Source organism: Mesobacillus subterraneus, from assembly GCF_020524355.2.
Lineage (GTDB): Bacteria > Bacillota > Bacilli > Bacillales > Cytobacillaceae > Mesobacillus > Mesobacillus subterraneus_C.
This window is the reverse complement of the sequence record NZ_CP129019.1, coordinates 3,989,491-4,012,144: the sequence shown is the minus strand read 5'-3', so window position 1 is coordinate 4,012,144 and position 22,654 is coordinate 3,989,491. Positions and strand designations below refer to the sequence as shown.

Genomic DNA, 22,654 nt, shown 5'->3' with positions numbered 1-22,654 from the left:
ATAGGCAATTTATTGTTTTTAGAGACTATATTTTTTTATATGTGGGTGCGTTAATTTCTAGTAAACAACGTCAATCAATTCAACAAAAAATTGCTTTATTCTAATTGAAGGTCATAACATGCAAGAGTTAACATAGGAAAATAAAGTTATCCTGAAACAATTATAAGCTGGCTTCCGTCTAAAGGATGCAAAATTACAGAACAACACGGGAAAGAGGGGGAGTTGTGGAAAAAGATACAAGAGAGAATCTATTGGAAGAAATAATGATAGAGCATGGAAGTGATTTGGTGCGTCTAGCATTTAGTTATGTGAAAGATAAGGAAACAGCAAAGGATATGGTTCAGAACACCTTCATTAAATGTTATGAATATCTAGATGAGTTTCGTTATGAGTCCTCAATAAAAACTTGGTTATATAGAATCACAATTAATCAGTGTAAAGATTATTTAGGAAGCTGGCATTATAGAAAAGTTCATGCTAAGAGTGTTATAGAAAATGCTATTACATCTTTTTTTCCTTCACCAGAAGACAAGATTATCAAGGATTCAGAACAAAAGAAGGTGAAAGGTTTTATTTTTTCTTTGCCAAGTAATTATCGGGAAGTTATCTTTTTGTATTACTACGAGTCTTTAACAATTGACGAAATAGCTGAAGTAACACAAATGAATCCTAATACAGTTAAAACAAGGTTAAGAAGGGCAAAGCAAAGGTTAAAGTTGTTAATTGAGGAGGCGAATGTTTATGGTTGACAAGTTTAATAAAGAATTATTTACTTCTTTGGAAGATGAAGATCTAACCTTTACTCAAGAAGACAGGAAAGAAACCTTCAAGAAAATCAAGAGAAGGAATGATAAAAAAAAGATAAGCAAATTCTCCATTGTCTATTTGAGTAAACAATATATAGGGCCAGTATTAGGTACGGTAATGGTATTTCTCTTAGCAATTGGCTTATTTTTACCGAATCTTTTTTCAGGCAATGACACAAGTATGTCCAATCCAGATTTAAAGCAGGCAATTCAACAGAAGGATTATTCATTTTCAGCATTAGTAATGGGCAAGGACTCTACTAGTCATAGAAGTAATATCAATATTTTGCTTACCTATAATGGTAGTGAAAAAAGTATAAAGTTAGTTCCAATTCCTCGAGATACATATGTTGAGATTTTTAATTCTGAAGAAAAAATGATTGGTAAGGATAAGTTGATGCATGCTATTGCTTTAAACCGCCAACCTGAACAAGTCTTGATAACAGTGTCAAATCTATTTAATATTTCTGTTGATTATTACTCAGTTATTGCAGAAGAAGATATATACCGAGATTTAGGAATTAGAGTGGATGGTAAGGATGAAAGTATCCTGGTTAATGAAGTTGGAAATTCACTTGAAGAACGATCATCCTTTTCAAAAATAAAAAAACTCTTAAAAGAAAGTGAAACTAATATTCCAATTGATATACTTAATGAAATGCAGGGTAGTGATTCTGATTCCATTCAGGTAATCGATATGAATAAGGGGCTAAAAGAAAAGGTTATTAACGGTATCTATTATGTAGAGATTAATCAAAAACTTTTAGAAAAAACGTCTACTACTTTAAAACAGCATTTGGGCGATAAATAGTGAAATGAACTACTTCAGTAAGATAGAGAGGCTTAAATATGGGGAAACACACAAGAGTACAACAAAAGAATGGGAAAAAGGCTTATAAGGTATCATTTCTGATCATAATAACTCTGGCTCTTTGTGCAGGTATTTATTTGCTTTATGTATACAATCACGTAAAAGATACTGTAGATAAAAGCATCCAAGAGACTATTAAAAGTATTGATAATAACCCAGAAAAAATTAAAGAAGGACAAGAATCCCTTAATATTCTATTAATGGGGGTAGATGAGAGAACCAATGATATTGGACGGGCTGATACTTTAGTGATATTATCCTTAAATCCAAAAAATGACAGTATGCAATTAATTAGTATACCACGAGATACCTTAACACCAATCTATGGAAAAGAGGTTGAAGATAAAATAAATCATTCTTACGTTCATGGTTATACAATTAATAATAGTAAGGCAGAAGGAATTAATACTTCAGTTGCTACTGTTGAAAACCTTTTGAATATAGAGTTAGATTATTACGTGATGATGAACATGGAAGGGCTACCAGATTTAGTAGATGCAGTAGGCGGTATAACTGTAGATAATCCTTTAGAGTGGTATGACGAAGGTTACTACAAAAAAGGATATCATTATGAAAAAGGTAATATATCACTCAATGGACCACAAGCAATTGGTTATGGAAGGATGAGAAAAGAAGATCCGGAAAATGACTTTGGACGCAATAAAAGACAGCGTTTAGTTATTCAAGGTATAGTTGACAAGGGAGCGAGTGTTGGATCTATCACCCGTATTGAATCTATTTTAAATACATTAGGGAATAATTTGAAAACTAACCTGACATTTAAGGAAATGAAAAGTTTATATAAAAAATATCGTGATACAAGAGAAAACTCGATCAGTTATCAAATTGATGGTGTAAGTCAGGAAATAAATGGTGTGTGGTATGTAGTAGTTTCAGAGGAAGAGCGTCAAAAAGTTCACGAGATGATTTCTGAATTTAATAATAAAGAATAATACACTGTAGTTTTGTTTTATTATGAATGGGAGCTTAATAGAAACCATTGAAAAAGTCTGCTTTAAGAAGTTGTCAGTTTTGGAGAACTTTTAAGGGTATTCTAGTGGAGGATTAACGAATTTTCGAAGGTGAACATTATTTAAATCTGTACATAAAGGATGGTTAAAATATGAAGGGCACCCCTTTTATTGTTCTAATGATGGCTTTACTGGTCATGGTTGGAGACTGCTCACAGACTGAAGTGAAGAATGATCTGTCACCAGCAAACGAGGAAGAAAATCAAACTGCTTCTCCTGACTTAGATGATGACAATGGAGAGGAAGCGCAACCGTCTGAAACAGATAGTGCTTCAGATGAACAACTCTCAGAAAATATGAATATTGACGAATACCTGAATGCGCACTATAAAATTGATGGAACGCATTATGAAACGGACGTATGGGAAAGCGACTCAGGAATGACGAATTATACAGTTAAATTGCTGCCAGATACGGAAGAGTACAGTCAGGAGATCAACGAAAAATTTCAGAATGGACATATGAAGAGTTATGAAGAAACTGAAATGATGTTCGATATGGCGAAACAAATCATGGATGAATTGCCTGAAGTTAAAAATAAGAGTCGCGTGGATTCAGTCAGTTGGGTCTCCTATGATGGTGAATTCAAAGTCGTACTGATCCAGGATTTTGAAAAAAGTAAACATCAGGCAAACGGGGAAGGGTTATCTAAATATACAAGTAATCAAATTGAGTACGCTCGAGTTTGGCTGCAACTAGGACCCAATCAGGAAATCGATGAATTGAATGTCCGGCACATTCCAGCGGGAGAGAAACTCAATCCTGACGATGAGACAAGTGCCAGTTATCCGGAGGATGTCATCCAGTTGGCGGGTTCTCGTTTGGTGGATGGTTCTGTGACTTATAGTGGTAATGGGGACGGCACGATTAATGTGTACAATATCCCTTTGCGCTGGGATGGTAGATATCCAGCTGGGAAAGATTTTTATAATAAAATCATTCAAAGAACAAAGCTCGTCGTTATTGATACTGGGGACGATCAAAAGGTCATTCGACTGATAAAATTGCTGGAGGTTCACTAAGTTAAATTGTGAACCTGTAATTTTCGGAAGTGAGGGTTTTATTTGAGAATAATCGGAATTGACCTATCAGGACCAAGAAATCATAAGGATACAGTCCTCACTATTTTTAACCAAAAGGGAAACCACCTGCAATTGGTTAAATGGGCAAATAATTTAAGTGATCAGGACATATTGAAAGAGATTTTTGAGCAAAGTCAATTAGATGAGGTCGTTATCGGAATTGATGCACCATTATCCTATGAAGACGGTGGAGAAGATAGAAAAAGTGACCGGGAACTAAGAAAGTTTATTGTGAATTTAGGGATGAGATCTGGGTCAATCATGCCTCCAACCTTAAATAGAATGGTGTATTTAACATTAAGAGGAATAAAGCTTAGTAGAGAAATAGAGAATTTAAACTCCGTTTATCCCATTTCTTTAGTGGAAGTCCATCCAGGGGCCATAATTGGATCGAGACTATCCAAACAAAATATTGAATATGTATTGGCTTACAAACAAGAACAATCAGCTAGAAGTTATATTCGAAATTGGCTTTCGGAGCAGGGACTTACACAATTACCTATTGAAATTGAGGTAGAAAGCCATTCCATCGATGCATGTGCAGCTGCGTTAGGTGCATGGCACTGGAAGGCACCTTCGTATAGTGCAAAGTGGATATTCCCAGCCTGCCCCCCGCTGCATCCTTATGACTATTGCTGTTAAATTCAGCAGTAGCTGGCCGTAAGTATTGAAAATACGTTAGGTTCGGTTAGTTGTTATTTCTTTAGTATCCATTGCAGTTACCAACTGTTTTCCATCTTAGATTACAACCAAGGTAATAAAGAGATTAAAGGCAAAACAAGTTGAAACTGAGGAGGTAAGTAGATGGATGTTTCAAATATTGTTAAAAGAATTAATGAACTTTTTAATATAACAAATGAGGAAATCTATTCAAAGGAATCTGGGCTTACATACCATGCGGATAAAAAAGTTAAGAAGTTAGGGTACAGTGTTAACTTAACGCTTGATACGATAGAGGAAGCGAGAATTCAGGGTGTTGATATGATGGTGACACACCACGATGCATGGGGTGAATTATATGAATTAAAAGAGGCTTGTATAGAAAAACTAGCGGAATATGGCATAAGTCACTACTATAATCACTTGCCGCTTGATGACTGTGATTTTGGAACTAATGATAGTTTATTAAAAAAATTGAATTTAGAAATTGTAAAAAGAACCCACGAATGGGAAGGGTTATATTTTGGTAGAGTCGCAGAATCTGATGAAAAAATCGAATTTAATGAATTAGTAAATCGTATGGTAAATCTACTTGAAGAACCAGTTAAATTTTGGCGGTTCAATGACAAGAAGGTGAAACGAGTGGGTTTGGTCTGTGGCAATGGAGCGCCAACAGATTGCCTTAAAGAAGCAGTTGAAAATGGGTGTGATGTATACATTACAGGGGAATGCAATTTGTCTACGATTCAATATGCTCAGTTTAAACGAATCAATCTTATCATTGGGAGTCATACTTTCACAGAGCTTTTTGGGATAGAAAGTTTAGCATTGAAATTGAATGAGAATATAAAAGAACTTGAAGTAGTGAGACTTAATGAAGGGCATTATGAAGTGAATAATTAAAGCATGAAAATTAAAATTTTTAATCAGATAAGAAGTTATTGACAACGCTAACATTTAGTTTGTATACTATAGTAGTGTTATCGTTAACATTATTTTTGCATCTTGGTTTGTACCGCTTCAGTAAAGGCGGAAGTTTAGGAAAAACAGAGGTTCTGTGTTAATAAAAAAAGAAAAATGAATGAAAAGTTTTTTTTAAACATAAATGTTAACGATAACATAAACCTATTCTGTTGAGGGGGAGAAAGATGAAAAAGCAATACTTGTTATCAATCATTGCAGTTTTAGTATTAGGTCTTTTATCAGCATGTTCTGGCTCCGAGGATACTAGTAAAAGTAATGCAGGCGGAGAGAAAGAGGACGCGACCCTGGATTTTTGGGTATATGAGCCTGAATCCATTGAAGGTAAAAATAAACTGAAGGATTTGGTCAAGGAGTATCAAGAGGAAACTGGGACTGAAGTTAAATTAACGTTTATTCCTAAGGATGATTTTAATACAAAACTTAACGGAACAATTGCTGTTGGTAATAATCCAGATGTTTCATATTTGGATCAACCTTTAGTGCCACAGTTTGCTGCTGATGGGGTTTTGCTAAATGTTGAGAAGTATGCTGATGGAGAGAATGGAATTAACCGTGATGATTACTTTAATGGTGCATTAGATTCTGTATTAGTAGATGGTGAACTATATGGACTTCCATTAAATCAAACAACAGTTGTCCTTTTTTATAACAAGGATTTAGTTGAAAACCCTCCTGAAACTTTTCAAGACTGGGTAGAAATTGCGAAAGAAGTGTACAAAAAGAATGAAATTGCTGCCTTTGAAGGTATTGGTGACGGTGGTTATGCAGCATGGCTATATCCATCTCTTGTGCACAGTGCGGGAGGTTCAATGGTGAACGAGGATGAAACTAAAGTTACATTTGGAGAAGGAAAAGCTCTAGAGGCAGCAAAATTATTAAGCGAATTACTGAAGTATTCAGATCAATCCGTACGTGATACACAAAATGCATTTGGTAACGGATTAATTGCTACTAAGATTAGTGGAGCTTGGGATGTTGACAACTATAAAAACAATTTCCCTGAGTTGAATTTTGGTGTTTCTCTTATCCCTTATAAAGAAGGTGAACAATCACATTCAAACATGGGTGGAGATGATATTGTTATTTATGAAAATACAGAGTATCCAGAAGCTGCATGGGATTTAATTAAGTTCTTAACGAATGACAAGAACGCCATTACTATGTCTGAAGTAACTGGAAACTTTCCTGTTAATGTGAAGGCTGCAGATAATCCAAGGTATACAGAAGATGAATACCTAAGTATTTTTTCAAAGCAAATGGAAACAGCTGTAGCAAGACCAAGAATTACCGAATGGTTAAAGATTAATGACGAAGTTGTTGGCTCATCTTTAGATAAAGTAATTGTTTCTGGGGAAGATCCAGTAAAGGTAATGAAAAAGGCACAAGAAGATGCAAATGCTATAATGGGTAAATAAAATATAAAGAGGGAGGACCTGTTCTCCCTCTTTATATTGACATATTGTAGAGGTGTTAAACAATGAGTAACGAAAAACTAAGAAAATTCAAGAATTGGTATGGAAAAGAGTCAACAATGGGATGGGTATTTATTTTACCATTATTAGGTTATTTTATGGTATTTCAGCTGGCCCCTATGCTTCTTTCATTCGGTATCAGCTTTACATCTTGGAACTTAAGATCACCAGCAGAGTTTGTTGGGTTAGATAATTATAAAAACTTATTGTTTGACTCAGTAAATTATCCTGACTTTTAGCCATCACTGTGGATAACGATAAAATATATTGTTTTTAGTTTACCAGGTGGAATATTTATTTCACTCGTACTAGCAGCAATGTTAAATGCGAATGTAAAGGGAGAAGGTTTCTTTAAAACAGCTTACTATATTCCTAATATAACGGCGATGGTTGCTGTTGCGGCAATGTGGATATTTTTGTTAGATCCAAAATTTGGATTAGTCAGCCAGTTATTTAATGTTGATCACAGTTGGTTAGGAAGTAAAACTACTGCACTTCCAACGCTAGCGGTTATGGCTATTTGGTCAGCCCTTGGGTACAATGTCTTGATTTTATTGTCCACGATGAAGGGGATCCCTGAAGAACTATATGAATCAGCAACAATAGATGGTGCCAATGCATGGCAGAAGTTTACGAAAGTAACATTGCCGATGATTCAACCAACTATATTTTTTTTGATAGTTACAGGTTTAATTGCCGCATTCCAAGTTTTCGATCAAATGTATTTGATGACTGGTGGAGGACCTGACGGTGCAACACAAAGCTTTATGCTTAGTTTGTATAATCATGCATTTCGGTATTTTGAAATGGGTACTGCTTCTGCTATGTCATACATTTTGCTAGTAATTATATTAATCATTACCTGGATTAACTTTAAATTTATACCGCAACGATTTGATGATTAGGAGCTGAACATTCATGAAAAAAATGAAACTCGAACGAATCTTCCTATACATTGGATTGATTCTCTTTGCTCTAGTCTTGGTGTTTCCTTTTATTTGGCTTCTGTCATCGTCATTTAAAGAAAGTAAAGATATCTTTTCTGCTTCTTTTGAATTATTTCCTAAAAAAGAGGACGGTAGCTACTATTTTACATTAGAAAATTATAAACAAGCATTTGAGTACTTAGATTTTGCTTTGCTTTTTAAAAACACATTATTTGTGGCTGTTGTAAACACAGTTTTAAATCTTTATTTGAATGGAATGGCAGGATATGCCTTTGCAAGGATGCACTTTAAGGGGAGAGACGTCATTTTTAAAGTGATCTTAACAGCAATGATGGTACCAGGAACGGTACTGCTCGTTCCTAACATGATCATCGTCAACAAGCTCGGTTTTTATGATAGCTTAGGGGCATTAATCTTACCCTTTTTTATTTCTATTTATAACATCTTTATGATGAGGCAACACTTTTTTGGGTTTGCCGAGGGAGTTAGAAGAAGCAGCCATTATGGATGGTGCAGGCTGGTTTAAAATTTTTAATAAAATAGCCTTACCACTTTCGAAGCCGATTCTAGTTGTATTAGGTATATTTACATTTATGTGGAATTATAATAACTTTCTATGGCCGCTCGTTGTTATAAACTCCTCAGAAAAATATACATTGGCGTTAGGTTTGGGTGCATTACTAACTTCAGGTGGCCAAAGTGCAGAAAAGTATCCAATAATGATTGCAGCAAGTGTTATCGTAGCTTTACCGCTAATTGTATTATTCTTCATCTTCCAAAAACATATTATGAAAGGCATCACAGCAGGAAGTGTCAAAGGGTAAGACTATACTAGACTTGTAGTTAATTTAACAAAAGAGGAGTTTAGAAATGAAAAACGTCAAAGTATATTTAACTTCTAAGGATTCAAGTGATTTACTTGCAAAAAAACAAGATTTACAGTTACATCCAGGTAGTACTTTAGAAAAGAATACTATTTTCATTGATCCGGAAAAAAAATATCAAGAAATCATTGGGTTTGGCGGAGCATTTACTGAAGCTACAGCTTATACATTATCGCAAATAACACCAGATAAAAGACAGGAAGTGATTGAAAGCTATTTTAATCAAGAAACAGGACTTGGTTATACAATTGGTAGAGTTCATATTCATAGTTGTGATTTCGCTTTAGGGAACTACACATATGTAGATGATTACGATGAAAATTTAAATACATTTGATATAAGTCGTGACCATAAGTGGGTTCTTCCGCTATTAAAAGATGCCGTAATAGAAAAAGGGAGTCAAATAAAATTATTAGCTTCCCCGTGGAGTCCACCTGCTTGGATGAAAACTAATAATGAGATGAATAATGGTGGAAAGCTTCTTCATCAATATAGGGATACATGGGCCAAGTATTATACAAAATTCATTGATGCATACGAAAAGGAAGGATTTCCTATCTGGGGTATTACTGTTCAAAATGAACCAGAAGCAGTACAAACATGGGATTCTTGTATTTACACGGGTGAAGAAGAAAGAGATTTTATCAAGAATTATTTAGGACCACAGATGCATCAAGCTGGATATGAAAATGTAAAAATACTTATTTGGGATCACAACCGAGATGTAATTGTTGAGCGAGCAAAGGCAGTCTTTGAAGATCCAGAAGCATCAAAGTATGTGTGGGGAACAGGATTTCACTGGTATGTAAGTGAGGAGTTTGAAAATGTAGGGAAAGTTCATGATCTCTATCCTGATAAACACTTACTATTTACAGAAGGCTGTCAAGAAGGTGGAGTGCAGTTAGGTGAATGGTTCACTGGTGAACGTTATGGTCGCAATATGATAGGAGATTTGAATAATTGGACAGAAGGCTATATTGATTGGAATATGGTACTGAACGAAGAAGGTAGCCCAAATCATGTAAATAATTTATGTGATGCACCAATTATTGCTGATACAAAAACTAATGAAGTTCATTATAACAGTTCTTTTTATTATATTGGTCATTTTAGTAAGTTTATCCGTCCTGGAGCTAAACGTATTGGTTTAGAAAGGACGAATGCGAACCTACAATCAACTGCATTTATGAATACGGACGATTCCATTGCACTCGTGATTATGAATGAAACAGACCAAATAGAATCATTTACGGTTGGGTATGAAAATGAACATTTTTCTGCACAGTTGCCACCGCATTCTATTGCTACGTATGTCCTTGAAAAATAAATAGTACTCGAGGGAGGAGATTCTCTTTGAACACCAACACAGTCCGAGTATGGCTAACTAAACCAGATAAAAGCTGCTTATTAGAAGAGCAAGATTCGCTCTTCTTGATGAATCAAGATGATGCGATTGAGCGATCCGTTATGATAAATGATACACAAGAATTTCAAGAAATTGATGGTTTTGGAGGTTCATTGACAGATTCCTCAGCTTGGCTCTTATCTGAAAAATTAGATGAGCTCTCAAGAGAAAAAGTAATGAAGCAGCTTTTCGATCCAAAAGAAGGTATTGGTTTAAGCTATTTACGACAACCTATGGGTGCTTCGGATTTTGCCTTAGACAACTATACTTATTGTGACATGCCCAAAGGTGAAAGTGATTATGAGTTGTTGAATTTTTCAATAAAGTATGATGAATCTTATATTATCCCCATGGTAAAAAAAGCATTAGAAATTAATCCATTTATAAAGGTAATGGGCAGCCCGTGGAGTCCACCTGCTTGGATGAAAACAACGGAGAGCGTCATTCAGGGAAGATTAAAAGAAGGTTGTTTTGTCCCATTTTCAAATTACTTTGTTAAATTTATACAGGCATACGAAGAAGCTGGTATTCCTATCCATGCAGTTACCTTACAAAATGAACCACATTTTGAACCAGAAGGGTATCCTGGAATGAGAATGGAGCCAGAGGAACAAATAGAAATAATTAAAAATTATATGGGGCCAGCATTCGTGCGAAATGGAATTCAAACCAAAATCCTTATTTGGGATCATAATTGGGATGAACCAGACTATCCTATAACTGTATTAAACGATGAAGCTGCAAATAACTTTATAAGTGGGACGGCTTTTCACTGGTATGCTGGTGATATTGAAGCACAAAATCTTGTTCATAATGCCCACTCAGATAAGGACATATACTTCACGGAAGCATCTGGGGGCTGTTGGACACCGGACTTCCCCCGATATATTAAAAGGGGATGTTGCAAACCTTATTATAAGAGGAATAAGAAATTGGTCAAAAACAGTAATTAAGTGGAATATTGCGCTTGATGAAAATCATGGTCCTCAAAATGGCGGATGTCCTGACTGTAGAGGATTTATACGGATTCACCAAAAAACAGGTGAAGTAAGTTATATGGATGATTTTTACACAATTGGGCATGCAAGCAAGTTTGTCCAACCGAAAGCCAAGCGTATTGAATCCTCTCAAGAAGGTTCAATTGAGAATGTAGTCTTGAAAAACCCTGATGGATCTAAAGTACTGATTGCTTATAATCATGGAAATTCAAATGAAGAATTGATTGTAAGTGATCAAGGCAATTTTTTCTCATATTCACTGCCAGAAGGCGCTGCTGCCACATTCGTATGGAATAGTTAAGCTCCTTTTTAGTTTTTTCTACTTTAAATCTAATAAGAAACGCACTTAGACTATGATTCTATACTTTTAAATTTTTTTCATCATAATTCGTAATAGTGGCTATATTGACACCTGCATAGGATAATACTATATTAGTAATTGTTAACGATAACATAATGTGAGTAATACTTATAATCGTAAAAAAAGAATAGAGGTATATTCTATGGCTACTATGAAAGACGTTGCTTCAAAAGCGGGTGTCTCTGTTATGACCGTATCTAGAGTAATAAATTCACCAGATACAGTAAAAATTGAAACGAAGAACAAAGTATTGTCAGCAATGAATGAATTAAAGTTCCAGCCGAACTATGCAGCTAAAGCGCTTGTAACAAATAGAACGAGAATAGTTCATTTACTAATTCCTAACCAACTTGAAACCGCGGATCCATACTTAATGACACTTATTGCAGGTATTAGTGATATATTAAGTAAAAATTATTATGCCTTCTTATTGAGAAGAGAATGGGATTCCCAGTTTAAGTGTGATGGGGTTATTGCGATGGGGTTAAAAGAAGAAGACCAGTCGTTATTAGATAAAATGGATGTTCCTTGTATTTTATTTGGGGATACGAACCTAAGTATCGATTGTATAAATGTAAACGATCTCAAAGGAGGATATGATATGACAGAATATATCCTCAAAAATGGACATAAAAAGATTGGGATAATTGTGATTGATGAAGATAGTGCGTTTCCTAAAAAAAGGTTTAAAGGCTATCAAGAGGCTCTAAATAAGTACGAAATCCCGTTTAACCCAGACTATGTTCGTTATGCAAATAATACTGAAGGTGATGGTTTTACAAAGGCCCTCGATCTTCTTGGAAATACGGATGTGACTGCTTTATTTTGTTTAAGTGATGTAATAGCACTTGGTGCTTTACGTGCAGCGAGAGAGTTAGGGAAAAGTATCCCCGAGGAAATATCTATTGCAGGTTTTGATGGAGTTTTATTTGATCAAGTTGCAGAACCACACTTAACAACAATGAAACAGCCAGTGTATGAAATCGGTCAAGCTTTAGCGGATGAGTTACTTAAAAGGATCGAAAATCCAACCAAGCTGGAAACTAAAAAATTGTTCGAATCAAAAATTGTGATACGTAACTCAACATCAAAATTACAATAGCTATATTAATTAAAGTGTAAGTCCCTATATGGGGCTTGCATTTAGCACAATAATGTTAGCGCTATCATTTCGGGATATTACATTATTGGAGGGAAGTCAGAGTATGTTAAAAATAATAGTGAAAAAAACCACCTACTTTTTATTGTCGTTACTTGTTTTACTTGGGAGTTCCCCATTTTATCAAAATGATATTTTAGCAGTAGGGAATGAAGTAGAAGTCTGGCTTACTACAGCTGATGAATCGAAAAAATTAGCAAAACAAGAAAATGTCCCATTGCTAATAGATGAAAAAACCCCGTCTAACATGAATACAATTAATGTAAATGAAGAAGAGAAATATCAAGAAATGGATGGGTTTGGTGCAGCAATCTCTGGCTCCTCAGCACATATTTTATCAAATTTAGATCCTGAAAAAAGAGAAACATTACTAAAAGATTTATTTACACCCCAGGGCATTAACTTGAGTTTTTTGAGAATGACAATTGGTTCATCTGATTTTTCGTTAGATCGATATACGTATAATGATATGCCGATAGGAGAAACCGATGAAGATTTAAACCATTTTACTATTGCAAAGGACCAAGAGGTTATTTCTATTTTGCAGCAAGTGTTAGCACAAAAAGACAAAGTGAAAGTTATGGGAAGCCCGTGGAGTCCACCGGCATGGATGAAAGTAGGGAATTCTTTAAATGGTGGAACATTAGACCCTATCTATTACGATTCTTATGCCAGTTACCTTGCAAAATATATTAAAGCCTTTGAGAAACAAGGGGTCCCGGTTTATGCAATTACCCCACAAAATGAACCACTGCATGTCGCGACGGGAAATGACACACAATATGGTTATCCAAGCATGAAAATGACAGCGGCGGAACAAGCTGACTTTATTAAAAGTAGCTTAGGACCAACATTTCAAGAACAGAAAATTGATACAAAAATTATTGCCTATGATCATAACTGGGATAAACCAGACTATCCAGTTGAGGTACTAAACGATGAAGAAGCTAGAAAATATATTGCTGGATCTGCTTTCCATGCATATGCCGGAAATCCAACAGCCCAATCTATTGTACATGATCAATATCCTGAAAAAGGGATTTGGTTTACGGAGATTTCTGGTGGAGAATGGGCTACCAATTTTGGTGATAACCTAGCGTGGAATATGAAAAATATCATAATAGGGACGACAAGAAACTGGAGTAAAAGTATTTTATTCTGGAATTTAGCACTAAATGAAAATCATAGCCCCATTACACCTTCTGACGAAGAAGAAAAAACAGAATCCTCAGGTTGTGAGGATTGCAGAGGGGTTGTAACAATTGATTCAGAAACAGGTGAGATTACTAAAAACGTAGAGTACTATGTTTTAGGCCATGTTAGTAAATTTGTAGAGCCGGGTGCACATCGGATTCAATCTTCGGATATTAATGATCTAAGTAACATAGAGAATGTGGCATTCATAAATCCTGATGGATCAAAAGTAATGCTAGCCATGAACACAAGTGACAGAGAGACAGAGATCAAGGTTCGTTGGGGCGACAAGTCATTCCTTTATACATTAGATGCTGGTTCAGTTGCAACTTTTAAATGGTCGGGTGAACAAGCAGGAAGTCAAGTCATATCAGCTCTTAGTAAGGTAGAGGCTGAATTGTATGATGAATCAAATAAGGACATACCTAGTGAAGTGACAAACGATGTTGGAGGAGGAAAGTCTTTAACAGGAATCACTAAAGGAGATTATATTGCGTTTGAACAGGTTGAATTTTTAGAAGATATACATTCGCTCCAAGTGCGGGTAGCTGCTGAGAAAGCTTCCGGTATAGACTTGAGAATAGGATCACACGAAGGACACTCAATAGGAAGGGTGGCGATAAATCCTACAGGTAGTGAAAACACATGGGAAACTATCACGGTCCCGGTAGATATAACAGGGGTAACAGGAAACCAAAAGCTCTTTCTTGTATTTGAAGAACCAGTAAACCTCAATTGGTTTCGCTTTTCAACTGACTTTTTCCAAGATTCATTGAATTATATAAAAAACCCTAGTTTAGAAACAGGCTCATTCGAGTTTTGGTCGGAAAGCCATCCTGACGGACAAGAGCTTTCGCAAAGTGTTAGCAGTGGAGAAGCGCAAGAAGGTAATCATAAAATAGACCATTGGAGTTCAGAGGATTATAAGCAAGCTACCTATCAAACTGTACACGTACCTAATGGAACGTACAAATTTAGTGTTTGGGTCAGGTCGAGTGGAAATCAAAATGAACTCACACTACAAGCAAGAAACCATGGAAGTTCTATGATAACAAAACAAATTGGTTCAACAGGGATTGGAACATGGACTAAGTATACTATCGAAAAAATCCATGTCTCTACCGGTGAAATAACAGTAGGAGTATTTTCGGATGGTAAGGGAGGAAACTGGGCAAATTTTGACCAGTTTAGCTTAAATCGAGTATCAAGAGAAGTGCCATCTAAGGCAACTAATGGTCTTTCAGCACCTAATAATGTGAATGCTAACCAATCTGAACAAATAGAGTTGACCTGGGATGAAATAGAAAACGCCAAAGGGTATATTTTGTATAAAGCAACAATTGTTAATGGCAAGTACTCTCCATATATTGAAAGAACAATTACTAAAGAAACAAAGTTTATTGATTCAGGATTAAAAGTGGACACAACTTACAGTTACAAAATTACAGCGATTAATGACGATGGTGAATCCCTGCCAAGTCAACCAGTTCAGATTAAGCCCAAAAAAGCAGATGTAACCCCTCCTGCTATTCCAGCGGGTCTACAAGGAATAGCACAGGAGGAAAGTATTCTATTAAAATGGAATAATGTTATTGATCTGGATTTTCAAGCTTATCGTATTTATCAAGATGGGGAAATGGTCACATCAATAAGTCCTATAAATGAGACCATGAAAGTTATATCAAATTTACAAGGTGGAAAGAATTACTCTTTCTCAATAAGTTCAATAGATTTATTTGGGAATGAATCGGAACTTTCAGAGCCTATTTTAATATCTCCTTTATCTATAGGAAAACCCATTACTCTTGAAAATCTAGACTTCGAAACAGGAGATCTAGCTCACTGGAACGATTGGCATCCGGAAAATCAAGAAAGTGCACATAAAGTTGACAATGATTACCCACTGAATGGTGCTTATAAGCTAACTCACAACTTAGCAGAGAATAATGAACAGTACACCTATAGGACGATAGAGGTTCCAAATGGAAAATATAAAGTGTCAGTAAGTGTGCGAGCAGGGATAGAAAAGTTAGAATTACAAGTTAAAAACTATGGAGGCGAAGAGAAGAAACAATTAATGAACTCTCCATCGTGGGATGCGTGGACAAAGTTTACTATTGATCAAATCGAAGTTACAAATGGACAGCTAGAATTCGGAGTTTACTCAAAAACAGGAAACAATACTGGCTGGGCAGCAATTGATGGCTTTGAAATAATTTCTTATGAACAATCACCACCAGGAGAAGAAACACCAGGAGAAGAAACACCAGCAGAAGAGGTACCGGGCGAAGAAGATCCTGAAGAACAAACACCAGGAGAAGAGGTACCGGGTGAAGAAGGTCCAGGAGAAGAAACACCAGGAGAAGAGGTACCGGGTGAAGAAGATCCTGAAGAACAAACACCGGGAAAAGAGGTGCCGGGTGAGGAAGATCCAGGAGAAGAAACACCAGGAGAAGATGATGAGACAGGGGATAAAACAAAAAAAGATCAGGCGCCTTCAGTTAATCAAATTGATGATGAAATGAAAGGACAACAGGGTTCAGGGAATAAGTTACCCAAAACAGCAACACAGGTTTATAATCTATTACTGGCGGGAGTATTACTGATCGTGATAGGATTTATATTCTTCACCCAGTATAAAAAAAGATTAGAATAATATATAAATATCTCTTAAAAGTGACCCTGTATTATTATGGATTGGTATTGACTATCCTGGGAGTCTATCTTTTAGTTTATTTATGATTCTGAACATGTAAGCATTTGTAAAATTAAGTAAAAAGACGTTTCCCGTATAACTGCGTCAACAGCTATATGGGAAGCGTGATCCAAAAATTATCTGGTTATTGAAGTCATAGAGATGGAAGTCAGCACTTCAGGCTTAGACTTTTATTAAAGTAACTGCTTAGGTAATCCGAATGTATAACTTCCTATAAAACAGGGTATCTATCCCTAATTTCATTATTAAAAATAATTTACTTTTCTGATTGCTACAATCATCGTTCTAAGTTCAATCATGAGAGCAAATATTCACCTCATAGAAAACCAGACAGTTATAATAGATTTTTTGATAAAGAACAATTTTGACTTTGATGAAAAAACTAAAGAGGTATTAGTGTTTTTGACACCCTTAAATTTCCGAAAGTTGACGGTATTGCCTGTCCAGAATTAGTCGATTATAATGTCCGTATATAATTCGAAACATTTCGACATTTATTCTGGAGAAAGGAAAAGACGTCCCCCATAATGTATAACTGCGCCAACAGTTATACAGGAGACGTCCCACAAAAAAGTATATGGTTATTGTATCAGATTATCAGCTGATTGAAAACACTCTTACTGGAGTTTTTAGTTAGGGGTGCGGGGAGGATTCCTTCCCCTTGCTGTGGTAAAGACATGTTGGTTAGAGGTACAAAGAATCGAAAAGCCAAGGATCATACAGGTCAGAGTAAAACATATAACATCCGAAGATTGCAGTGCACCAATTGTCAGACCATCCATCATGAACTTCCAGATTTATTGATTCCTTATAAACGCTATGAGGCTGAATGTATCGAAGACGTTCTTACGAACCCATCCACCCACATTGTTGCTGCCGATGATTCCACTCTTTCGAGATGGCACGGCTGGTTTCATCAATTTATGGATTATTGGATCGGCTGTTTGAATTCCATCATGATCAGGACCAACCAGGGAAAGATCCCCCAGGATGTTACGTCCAAATGTTCAGGGACCGCACTTCAAAGGATAGGACGCATGGCAGGAGATGCCAATGGTTGGCTGACAAGAATTGTCCGGCCCATCGTAAATATTAATTTATGGTTACACACCCGTTCTGCATTCATTGTCCAATAGAACCTGATTTACACTCGTGATAGACACAGAGAGGAGAATGTATCATGAGTGACCATAAGAAATCAGAAGAAATGGCAGTGCAGCGTTTTCAGCTGATATCCCCATTATTGGCAGAGGGGCTTGACGCTGGGAAAGTAAAGGAGTTAAGAGACCAGATAGCGAAAGTAAGCGGACTTTCAGAAAGAACCATTAGGCGATATCTTGCTCAATTTCAGGAAGATGGGTTTGGAGGACTGAAGCCGCAAGGAAGAAAAGGTACTAGAAAGTCAGTAGCTATCCCTCCTCATTTAGTGGAACAGGCAATCCTTCTGCGTAAGGAAGTGCCTAGCCGGAGCGTAGCTCAAATCATACAGATTCTCGAATGGGAAGATTTGGCTGAACCAGGACAGATCAAAAGGTCAACACTCCAGGAAAAGCTCACGGAAAAAGGTTACAGTACAAGGCATATGCGACTCTATTCCCAGACAGGAGTAGCTGCCAGGAGATTTCAGAAGCGACACCGCAACCAACTATGGCAGTCAGATATCAAGTATGGGCCTTACTTGCCGATTGGTCCGAATGGAATGAAGAAACAAGTATATCTTGTCGCCTTTATCGATGACGCCACCAGGTTTGTGCTTCATGCAGCTTTCTATCCTACATTGGATTCAAGGATCATTGAGGATGCCTTCCGTCAGGCCATCCAGAAGTATGGTGTTCCAGAAGCTGTCTATTTCGATAATGGAAAGCAGTATCGAACCAAGTGGATGTCGCGTACCTGTTCAAAAATAGGCACCCGCCTTACTTACACACAGCCATACTCAGCTGAATCAAAAGGGAAAATTGAACGCTTTAATAGAGTCATAGATTCTTTCATCAGTGAAGCTGTCATCGAAAAACCCAATACTTTGGATCGTCTGAATGAACTTTTCCAAGTGTGGCTGACAGAGTGTTATCAGAATAAGCCCCATTCGGCACTCGGGGAGAAAATCAGCTCAGAAACGGCATTTCGTTCGTTCAGATAAGAAAGCGATTCGGTTCATCGATCCGGATACGTTGAGTAATGCATTTCTCCATTGTGACACGAGGAAAGTCGATAAATCGGGATGCATCAGTTTCATGGATCAAAAATATGAAGTCAGCCTGGCATTCATTGGACGACAGGTTGAGGTAGTTTATGACCCTGCGAATATCGAGGAGCTTACCATTGAGTTCGATGATCATACTCCTTGGAAAGCCAAGAAGCTTGTCATTGGGGAAAGAGCTGGGAAGCGTCCTGCATTACCTGAGCACCTGCAGGTGCAGGGTGTAGAATCTTCAAGACTATTAAAGGCAGCTGAACGAAAGAACCAGGAACGTCAAACTGAACAGAAACCTGCCGTGACCTTCCGTGCCGTTTGGAAGGAGGATGATTCTCGTGTTTGAAGCCTTCTATGAAATGGATAACACCCCTTTCTCCAGAGATCTTCCGACTGATCAATTGTATGATTCCTCCATGATGCATGAAATTCTTGGAAGGCTGAAGTACACAGCTGAAAGACAGCTTTTTGCCGTTCTGAGTGGGGATAGTGGTACTGGCAAGACCACAACCATCCGTAAGTTTGTGGACAAATTGGATAAAGGGAAATTCCATATCCTTTACCTGTCCGACTCTAAGTTAACGCCTCGTCATTTTTACAAAGGTCTTTTGGAACAGTTAGGTTCTGAAGCGAAGTTTTATCGAGGAGATGCAAAACGGCAGCTTCATCGTGAGATTGAATTAATGAAAGGCATACGAGGGCTACAACCTGTAGTGGTAGTGGACGAAGCCCATCTTCTGGACCGGGAAATGCTTGAAGAGGTTCGTTTCCTACTGAACTTCAAGATGGATTCGCAAAGCCCGATGGCACTCATTCTCGTCGGTCAAAGTGAATTGTGGGATCGGCTTCGACTCCAATCATACGCAGCGATACGCCAAAGAATCGATATCCAATTCCAGTTAGGACATCTCGATCGTGCCCAGGTTGAGGAATATGTTTCTAGGCATCTTCGTTATGCCGGAGTTGACCAACCAATATTCTCTGATGGGGCTCTTGACGAAATCCATCGGTTTTCTGGTGGTGCCGCAAGGCTCATAAATAAACTCTGCACACATAGTCTACTCTATGGCTCACAAAATGGCCGAAGGATCATTGACGACCATATGATCAAGCAAGTCATCCAGGGTGAGCTTTCATGAAAAGTCGCTGGAAAGAAATGAATTACAATGAAGAGTTGGATTGTTGGGTTGTGTTTTGGGGAGAAAATTCTGGTTATAAGATGCGATGTGGGGAATGGTTTGATCTACATCTGGGAAATGGGAAGACTCTTTCCTGTCGACTGGAACTGGGCAGAGACTGGTACATCCTTACGGGTCGAAATGATGTTAGGTTCTACCTTAAGAAAAATGAGACGTATCAAGTTGACTTGTAAAATTATTGGGGAAGCAACGGAGCTGCTTCCCCTTCATTATGGACAGTGATTCCGTCAGTTTTAGGACAATTAGCGCCGTCAAGTTCTGGACATTGTAGAACGTCATTAACAGTATTAGGAATAAATGTTACCATTTTGCCCAACTTCCGACTAACTTCATTCATTGTCACAATTTCGATTTTCAATTTTTCGAAAAAAAGTCGGGTGTGTAAACTCACCAGCTATCTCATGTGTTGCCACATACACTCAACACATTGTGAAGCTGTCGCGAAGATTGAATTGATGTAATTGAGAGAGCCTTATCGTATATATTGATAAGGCTTTTTTTATATTATGGTTTTACACTTGTTGAGAGAGTATTTCCGCCTTTCGAATGAGACGCACATCACCGTCCCCATGTATCTTTATCTTCCAGTTTTAAAAAAATAATTATTTTTTGAATCGTTTTTTGTGTCAGTTTTATCTAATAATCGAAAACGAAAAAGGAGGTGCCACATTGGAACCTAAGTTGAACTTAATATCCAAAGCGAAAAAAGGGGATATAAATGCATTTCAGACATTAATTCATTTTGAGAAGGAAAAATTGTACAAGATGGCATATGTGTATATGCGGAATGAAGATGATGCATTAGAAGTGTTTCAAGAAACGATTTATAAAGCTTTTGAATCGCTGTCAAAATTAAGAAATGATGAATATTTCTCCACGTGGTTGACGCGTATTTTGATTAATTCAGCTATTGATTTATTAAGAAAGAAAAAGAGAGTAGTTCCAATCAATCAAACAGTGTTAGAAAACACTAGTGATACCTCATCTTTCAAATCCGATGAACAAATAGATCTTCTTAAAGCTATGGAAGAAATTGAAGAAAAATATAAAACGGTCTTGCTTTTAAGGTTTTATCAAGATTATACGGTTAAACAGATCGCCGCGATGCTTAAATGTCCAGAGGGAACGGTGAAAACGAATATCCGGCGCGGGTTAGATAAACTTAAGGAGAAAATGAAGGGGGTTTACAGTGATGACAGAAAAAATTCCATCGTTTAAGGAAGACATTGACAAGATTCATGTTCCGACTGATAAGCTTAATACGATAATATCGAACTTTTCATTGGACTCTGATACAAAAAAACAGCAGGTCAAGCGTAAAAGGAATCGTATTTTAATTACTGCTGCCTGTTTATTGATTGGCATACCGACAACTGCCTTTGGTGCAGTAAAAGCCTATGATATGATTGTCCAAAAACAAAATTATGAAGTGAATATTTCAGTGGCAAATAAGATTTTCAATAAGAAAGACAGTTGGTATAAGATGAAAATTGGCTATTTACCAGAAAATATGGAAGAGTTTGAGGCGATGAAATATTCCTTTAAAGATAATTATGCAAATGGTGGGTTTTCATTCATTCTATGGAGATTAGGGAAAGATTCTGATTTTCAAACTTTGTATGCAAACGACTACGAAGAAAAGGAGATCAATGGCAGGAAAGCAGTGATTGTTAATAAAGATACAGGAAACAAAAATGTAATGTTTGATAGACAGGTCTTTCTCTTATTCGAAGAAGAGGGGATGATGTTACAAAGTTATGTTGGAACGGATGTAAGTGATGAGCAAATGTTGAAAGTCATAGATGGCATTTCACTTGAATCAACAACGGAGGAAAAGGCAACATACACAGTGGATTATGATGGAGCCCTTTTTAGTAAAGCGAAGGAACCAACAGAATCTCGTGTTATTCCTTTGAAAAAGAACAGCAAACAACTATTTAAGGTAGGTCAAAAGGTTCCAGTAACCATAGATATGAATGAAACCGAAAGTAAACTTGAATATGTGATAGAAAAAGTTGAAGTCTTTAATTCAATAGAAGATTTTAAACAAGAGAACTTTAATGAATTGGGACTAAACATACTAAGCGAAAATAAGGCTTTAGATTCAACAAATAAATTGTTACCGTACAAACGGGATGTATATAAAGTAGGAAATGGTAAAGATTCTGTTGACGAATTAGTAGAGTCGCAATTAGTTAATCTGAAATTTGTCTACCTGACAACAACAGTGAAAAATAGTGGTAAACAGGCAACAGAAGAAATCTATATGCATCCGTCCTTACAAGTGCTTAAATTTAAAAAGAATGCATGGAACTATGCTGGAGAAGATGGAATCGCCGAAGATAGTATTATGACAGGGGAAGTTGATTATCTAGAACCTCACGGAAATGGAAAAGGCTTTTACAATATTGGCAGTATCCAGCCTGGACAAACGAACAAGATTAATTTAGGTTATTTTGTTGATGAGGATAAATTGGATTCAATCTTCCTTGATGCTTTCCATTTCAGCGGGTTTGGTAGTACTGAAAATATGAATGCGAAAGATCGCTGGTGGATAGATATTCGTCAATAGTAGTAAGTACTAGCACCCCATGTGTTGCCTCTTACTCTCTGGACAATGTCGAATGTGTGGTGCAACTCATTACAAAGAAAGGCAACTAACCCATATGGGAGTTGCCTTTTTGCTTTTTT

Annotated in this window: 20 protein-coding genes and 2 pseudogenes; all 22 read left to right on the top strand. The window is 36.8% G+C overall.

Going from position 1 to position 22,654, the window contains the following annotated elements; all coding sequences use genetic code 11:
• Positions 1-224 precede the first annotated feature (224 nt).
• The 22 genes and pseudogenes from LC048_RS20860 to LC048_RS20750 all read left to right on the top strand — a co-directional run bounded on the left by LC048_RS20860 (position 225) and on the right by LC048_RS20750 (position 22,535).
• Complete coding sequence (locus tag LC048_RS20860; protein ID WP_226605534.1) at positions 225-749, top strand: sigma-70 family RNA polymerase sigma factor; 525 nt, start codon at positions 225-227, stop codon at positions 747-749.
• Complete coding sequence (locus LC048_RS20855) at positions 742-1,617, top strand: LCP family glycopolymer transferase (RefSeq protein WP_226605548.1); 876 nt, start codon at positions 742-744, stop codon at positions 1,615-1,617. Before LC048_RS20860 ends, LC048_RS20855 begins: the two co-directional genes overlap by 8 nt.
• A gap of 38 nt (positions 1,618-1,655) precedes the next feature.
• Entirely contained in the window at positions 1,656-2,630 is a 975-nt protein-coding gene (locus LC048_RS20850) for an LCP family glycopolymer transferase (RefSeq protein ID WP_226605551.1), read from the top strand.
• Positions 2,631-3,367: 737 nt separating this feature from the next.
• Positions 3,368-3,730, top strand: a pseudogene (locus tag LC048_RS20845) (hypothetical protein); the annotation flags it as partial.
• A 42-nt stretch (positions 3,731-3,772) separates the two neighbouring features.
• Positions 3,773-4,432: a DUF429 domain-containing protein gene (locus LC048_RS20840; protein WP_226605553.1), complete on the top strand. Its 660-nt coding sequence runs from the start codon at positions 3,773-3,775 to the stop codon at positions 4,430-4,432.
• A 162-nt stretch (positions 4,433-4,594) separates the two neighbouring features.
• Positions 4,595-5,353: a Nif3-like dinuclear metal center hexameric protein gene (locus tag LC048_RS20835; RefSeq protein WP_226605555.1), complete on the top strand. Its 759-nt coding sequence runs from the start codon at positions 4,595-4,597 to the stop codon at positions 5,351-5,353.
• A gap of 245 nt (positions 5,354-5,598) precedes the next feature.
• Complete coding sequence (locus LC048_RS20830; protein WP_226605558.1) at positions 5,599-6,849, top strand: sugar ABC transporter substrate-binding protein; 1,251 nt, start codon at positions 5,599-5,601, stop codon at positions 6,847-6,849.
• A gap of 62 nt (positions 6,850-6,911) precedes the next feature.
• Positions 6,912-7,145 carry a hypothetical protein gene (locus LC048_RS20825; protein ID WP_306048692.1) on the top strand — a complete coding sequence of 78 codons (234 nt, stop codon included), beginning with the start codon at positions 6,912-6,914 and terminating at the stop codon, positions 7,143-7,145.
• 6 nt (positions 7,146-7,151) lie between these two features.
• Positions 7,152-7,811, top strand: a complete 660-nt coding sequence (locus tag LC048_RS20820) for a carbohydrate ABC transporter permease (protein ID WP_371932079.1) — start codon at positions 7,152-7,154, stop codon at positions 7,809-7,811.
• A 13-nt stretch (positions 7,812-7,824) separates the two neighbouring features.
• Positions 7,825-8,379, top strand: coding sequence for a carbohydrate ABC transporter permease (locus LC048_RS20815; protein ID WP_306048690.1), 555 nt, complete (start codon positions 7,825-7,827; stop codon positions 8,377-8,379).
• The gene (locus LC048_RS20810) at positions 8,357-8,677 is read left to right on the top strand and encodes an ABC transporter permease subunit (protein ID WP_306048688.1); all 321 of its coding nucleotides are present in this window, start codon (positions 8,357-8,359) and stop codon (positions 8,675-8,677) included. The genes LC048_RS20815 and LC048_RS20810 overlap by 23 nt, the downstream gene beginning before the upstream one ends.
• A gap of 46 nt (positions 8,678-8,723) precedes the next feature.
• Positions 8,724-10,064 (top strand): glycoside hydrolase family 30 protein, encoded by a 1,341-nt coding sequence (locus tag LC048_RS20805; protein WP_306048687.1) that lies wholly within the window; start codon positions 8,724-8,726, stop codon positions 10,062-10,064.
• Between the two features lie 26 nt (positions 10,065-10,090).
• Positions 10,091-11,095, top strand: a complete 1,005-nt coding sequence (locus LC048_RS20800; RefSeq protein ID WP_306048686.1) for a glycoside hydrolase family 30 protein — start codon at positions 10,091-10,093, stop codon at positions 11,093-11,095.
• Between the two features lie 103 nt (positions 11,096-11,198).
• Entirely contained in the window at positions 11,199-11,441 is a 243-nt protein-coding gene (locus tag LC048_RS20795; RefSeq protein WP_306048684.1) for a glycoside hydrolase family 30 beta sandwich domain-containing protein, read from the top strand.
• 202 nt (positions 11,442-11,643) lie between these two features.
• Positions 11,644-12,603, top strand: coding sequence for a LacI family DNA-binding transcriptional regulator (locus tag LC048_RS20790; RefSeq protein ID WP_226605592.1), 960 nt, complete (start codon positions 11,644-11,646; stop codon positions 12,601-12,603).
• A gap of 103 nt (positions 12,604-12,706) precedes the next feature.
• The gene (locus LC048_RS20785; RefSeq protein ID WP_306048682.1) at positions 12,707-16,510 is read left to right on the top strand and encodes a carbohydrate-binding protein; all 3,804 of its coding nucleotides are present in this window, start codon (positions 12,707-12,709) and stop codon (positions 16,508-16,510) included.
• A 665-nt stretch (positions 16,511-17,175) separates the two neighbouring features.
• The gene (locus tag LC048_RS20780; protein ID WP_226607951.1) at positions 17,176-17,706 is read left to right on the top strand and encodes a DUF6431 domain-containing protein; all 531 of its coding nucleotides are present in this window, start codon (positions 17,176-17,178) and stop codon (positions 17,704-17,706) included.
• 44 nt (positions 17,707-17,750) lie between these two features.
• Positions 17,751-19,110 (top strand): annotated as a pseudogene (locus LC048_RS20775) (DDE-type integrase/transposase/recombinase).
• The gene (locus LC048_RS20765; protein WP_306048676.1) at positions 19,103-19,903 is read left to right on the top strand and encodes an ExeA family protein; all 801 of its coding nucleotides are present in this window, start codon (positions 19,103-19,105) and stop codon (positions 19,901-19,903) included. The pseudogene LC048_RS20775 and the gene LC048_RS20765 overlap by 8 nt, the downstream one beginning before the upstream one ends.
• Positions 19,900-20,136 carry a DUF5348 domain-containing protein gene (locus LC048_RS20760; RefSeq protein ID WP_371931941.1) on the top strand — a complete coding sequence of 79 codons (237 nt, stop codon included), beginning with the start codon at positions 19,900-19,902 and terminating at the stop codon, positions 20,134-20,136. The genes LC048_RS20765 and LC048_RS20760 overlap by 4 nt, the downstream gene beginning before the upstream one ends.
• A 496-nt stretch (positions 20,137-20,632) precedes the next feature.
• On the top strand, positions 20,633-21,181 hold the full coding sequence (locus tag LC048_RS20755; RefSeq protein ID WP_226605939.1) for a sigma-70 family RNA polymerase sigma factor: 549 nt from the start codon (positions 20,633-20,635) through the stop codon (positions 21,179-21,181).
• Positions 21,156-22,535 (top strand): anti-sigma factor, encoded by a 1,380-nt coding sequence (locus LC048_RS20750; protein WP_226605944.1) that lies wholly within the window; start codon positions 21,156-21,158, stop codon positions 22,533-22,535. Before LC048_RS20755 ends, LC048_RS20750 begins: the two co-directional genes overlap by 26 nt.
• Positions 22,536-22,654 lie beyond the last annotated feature (119 nt).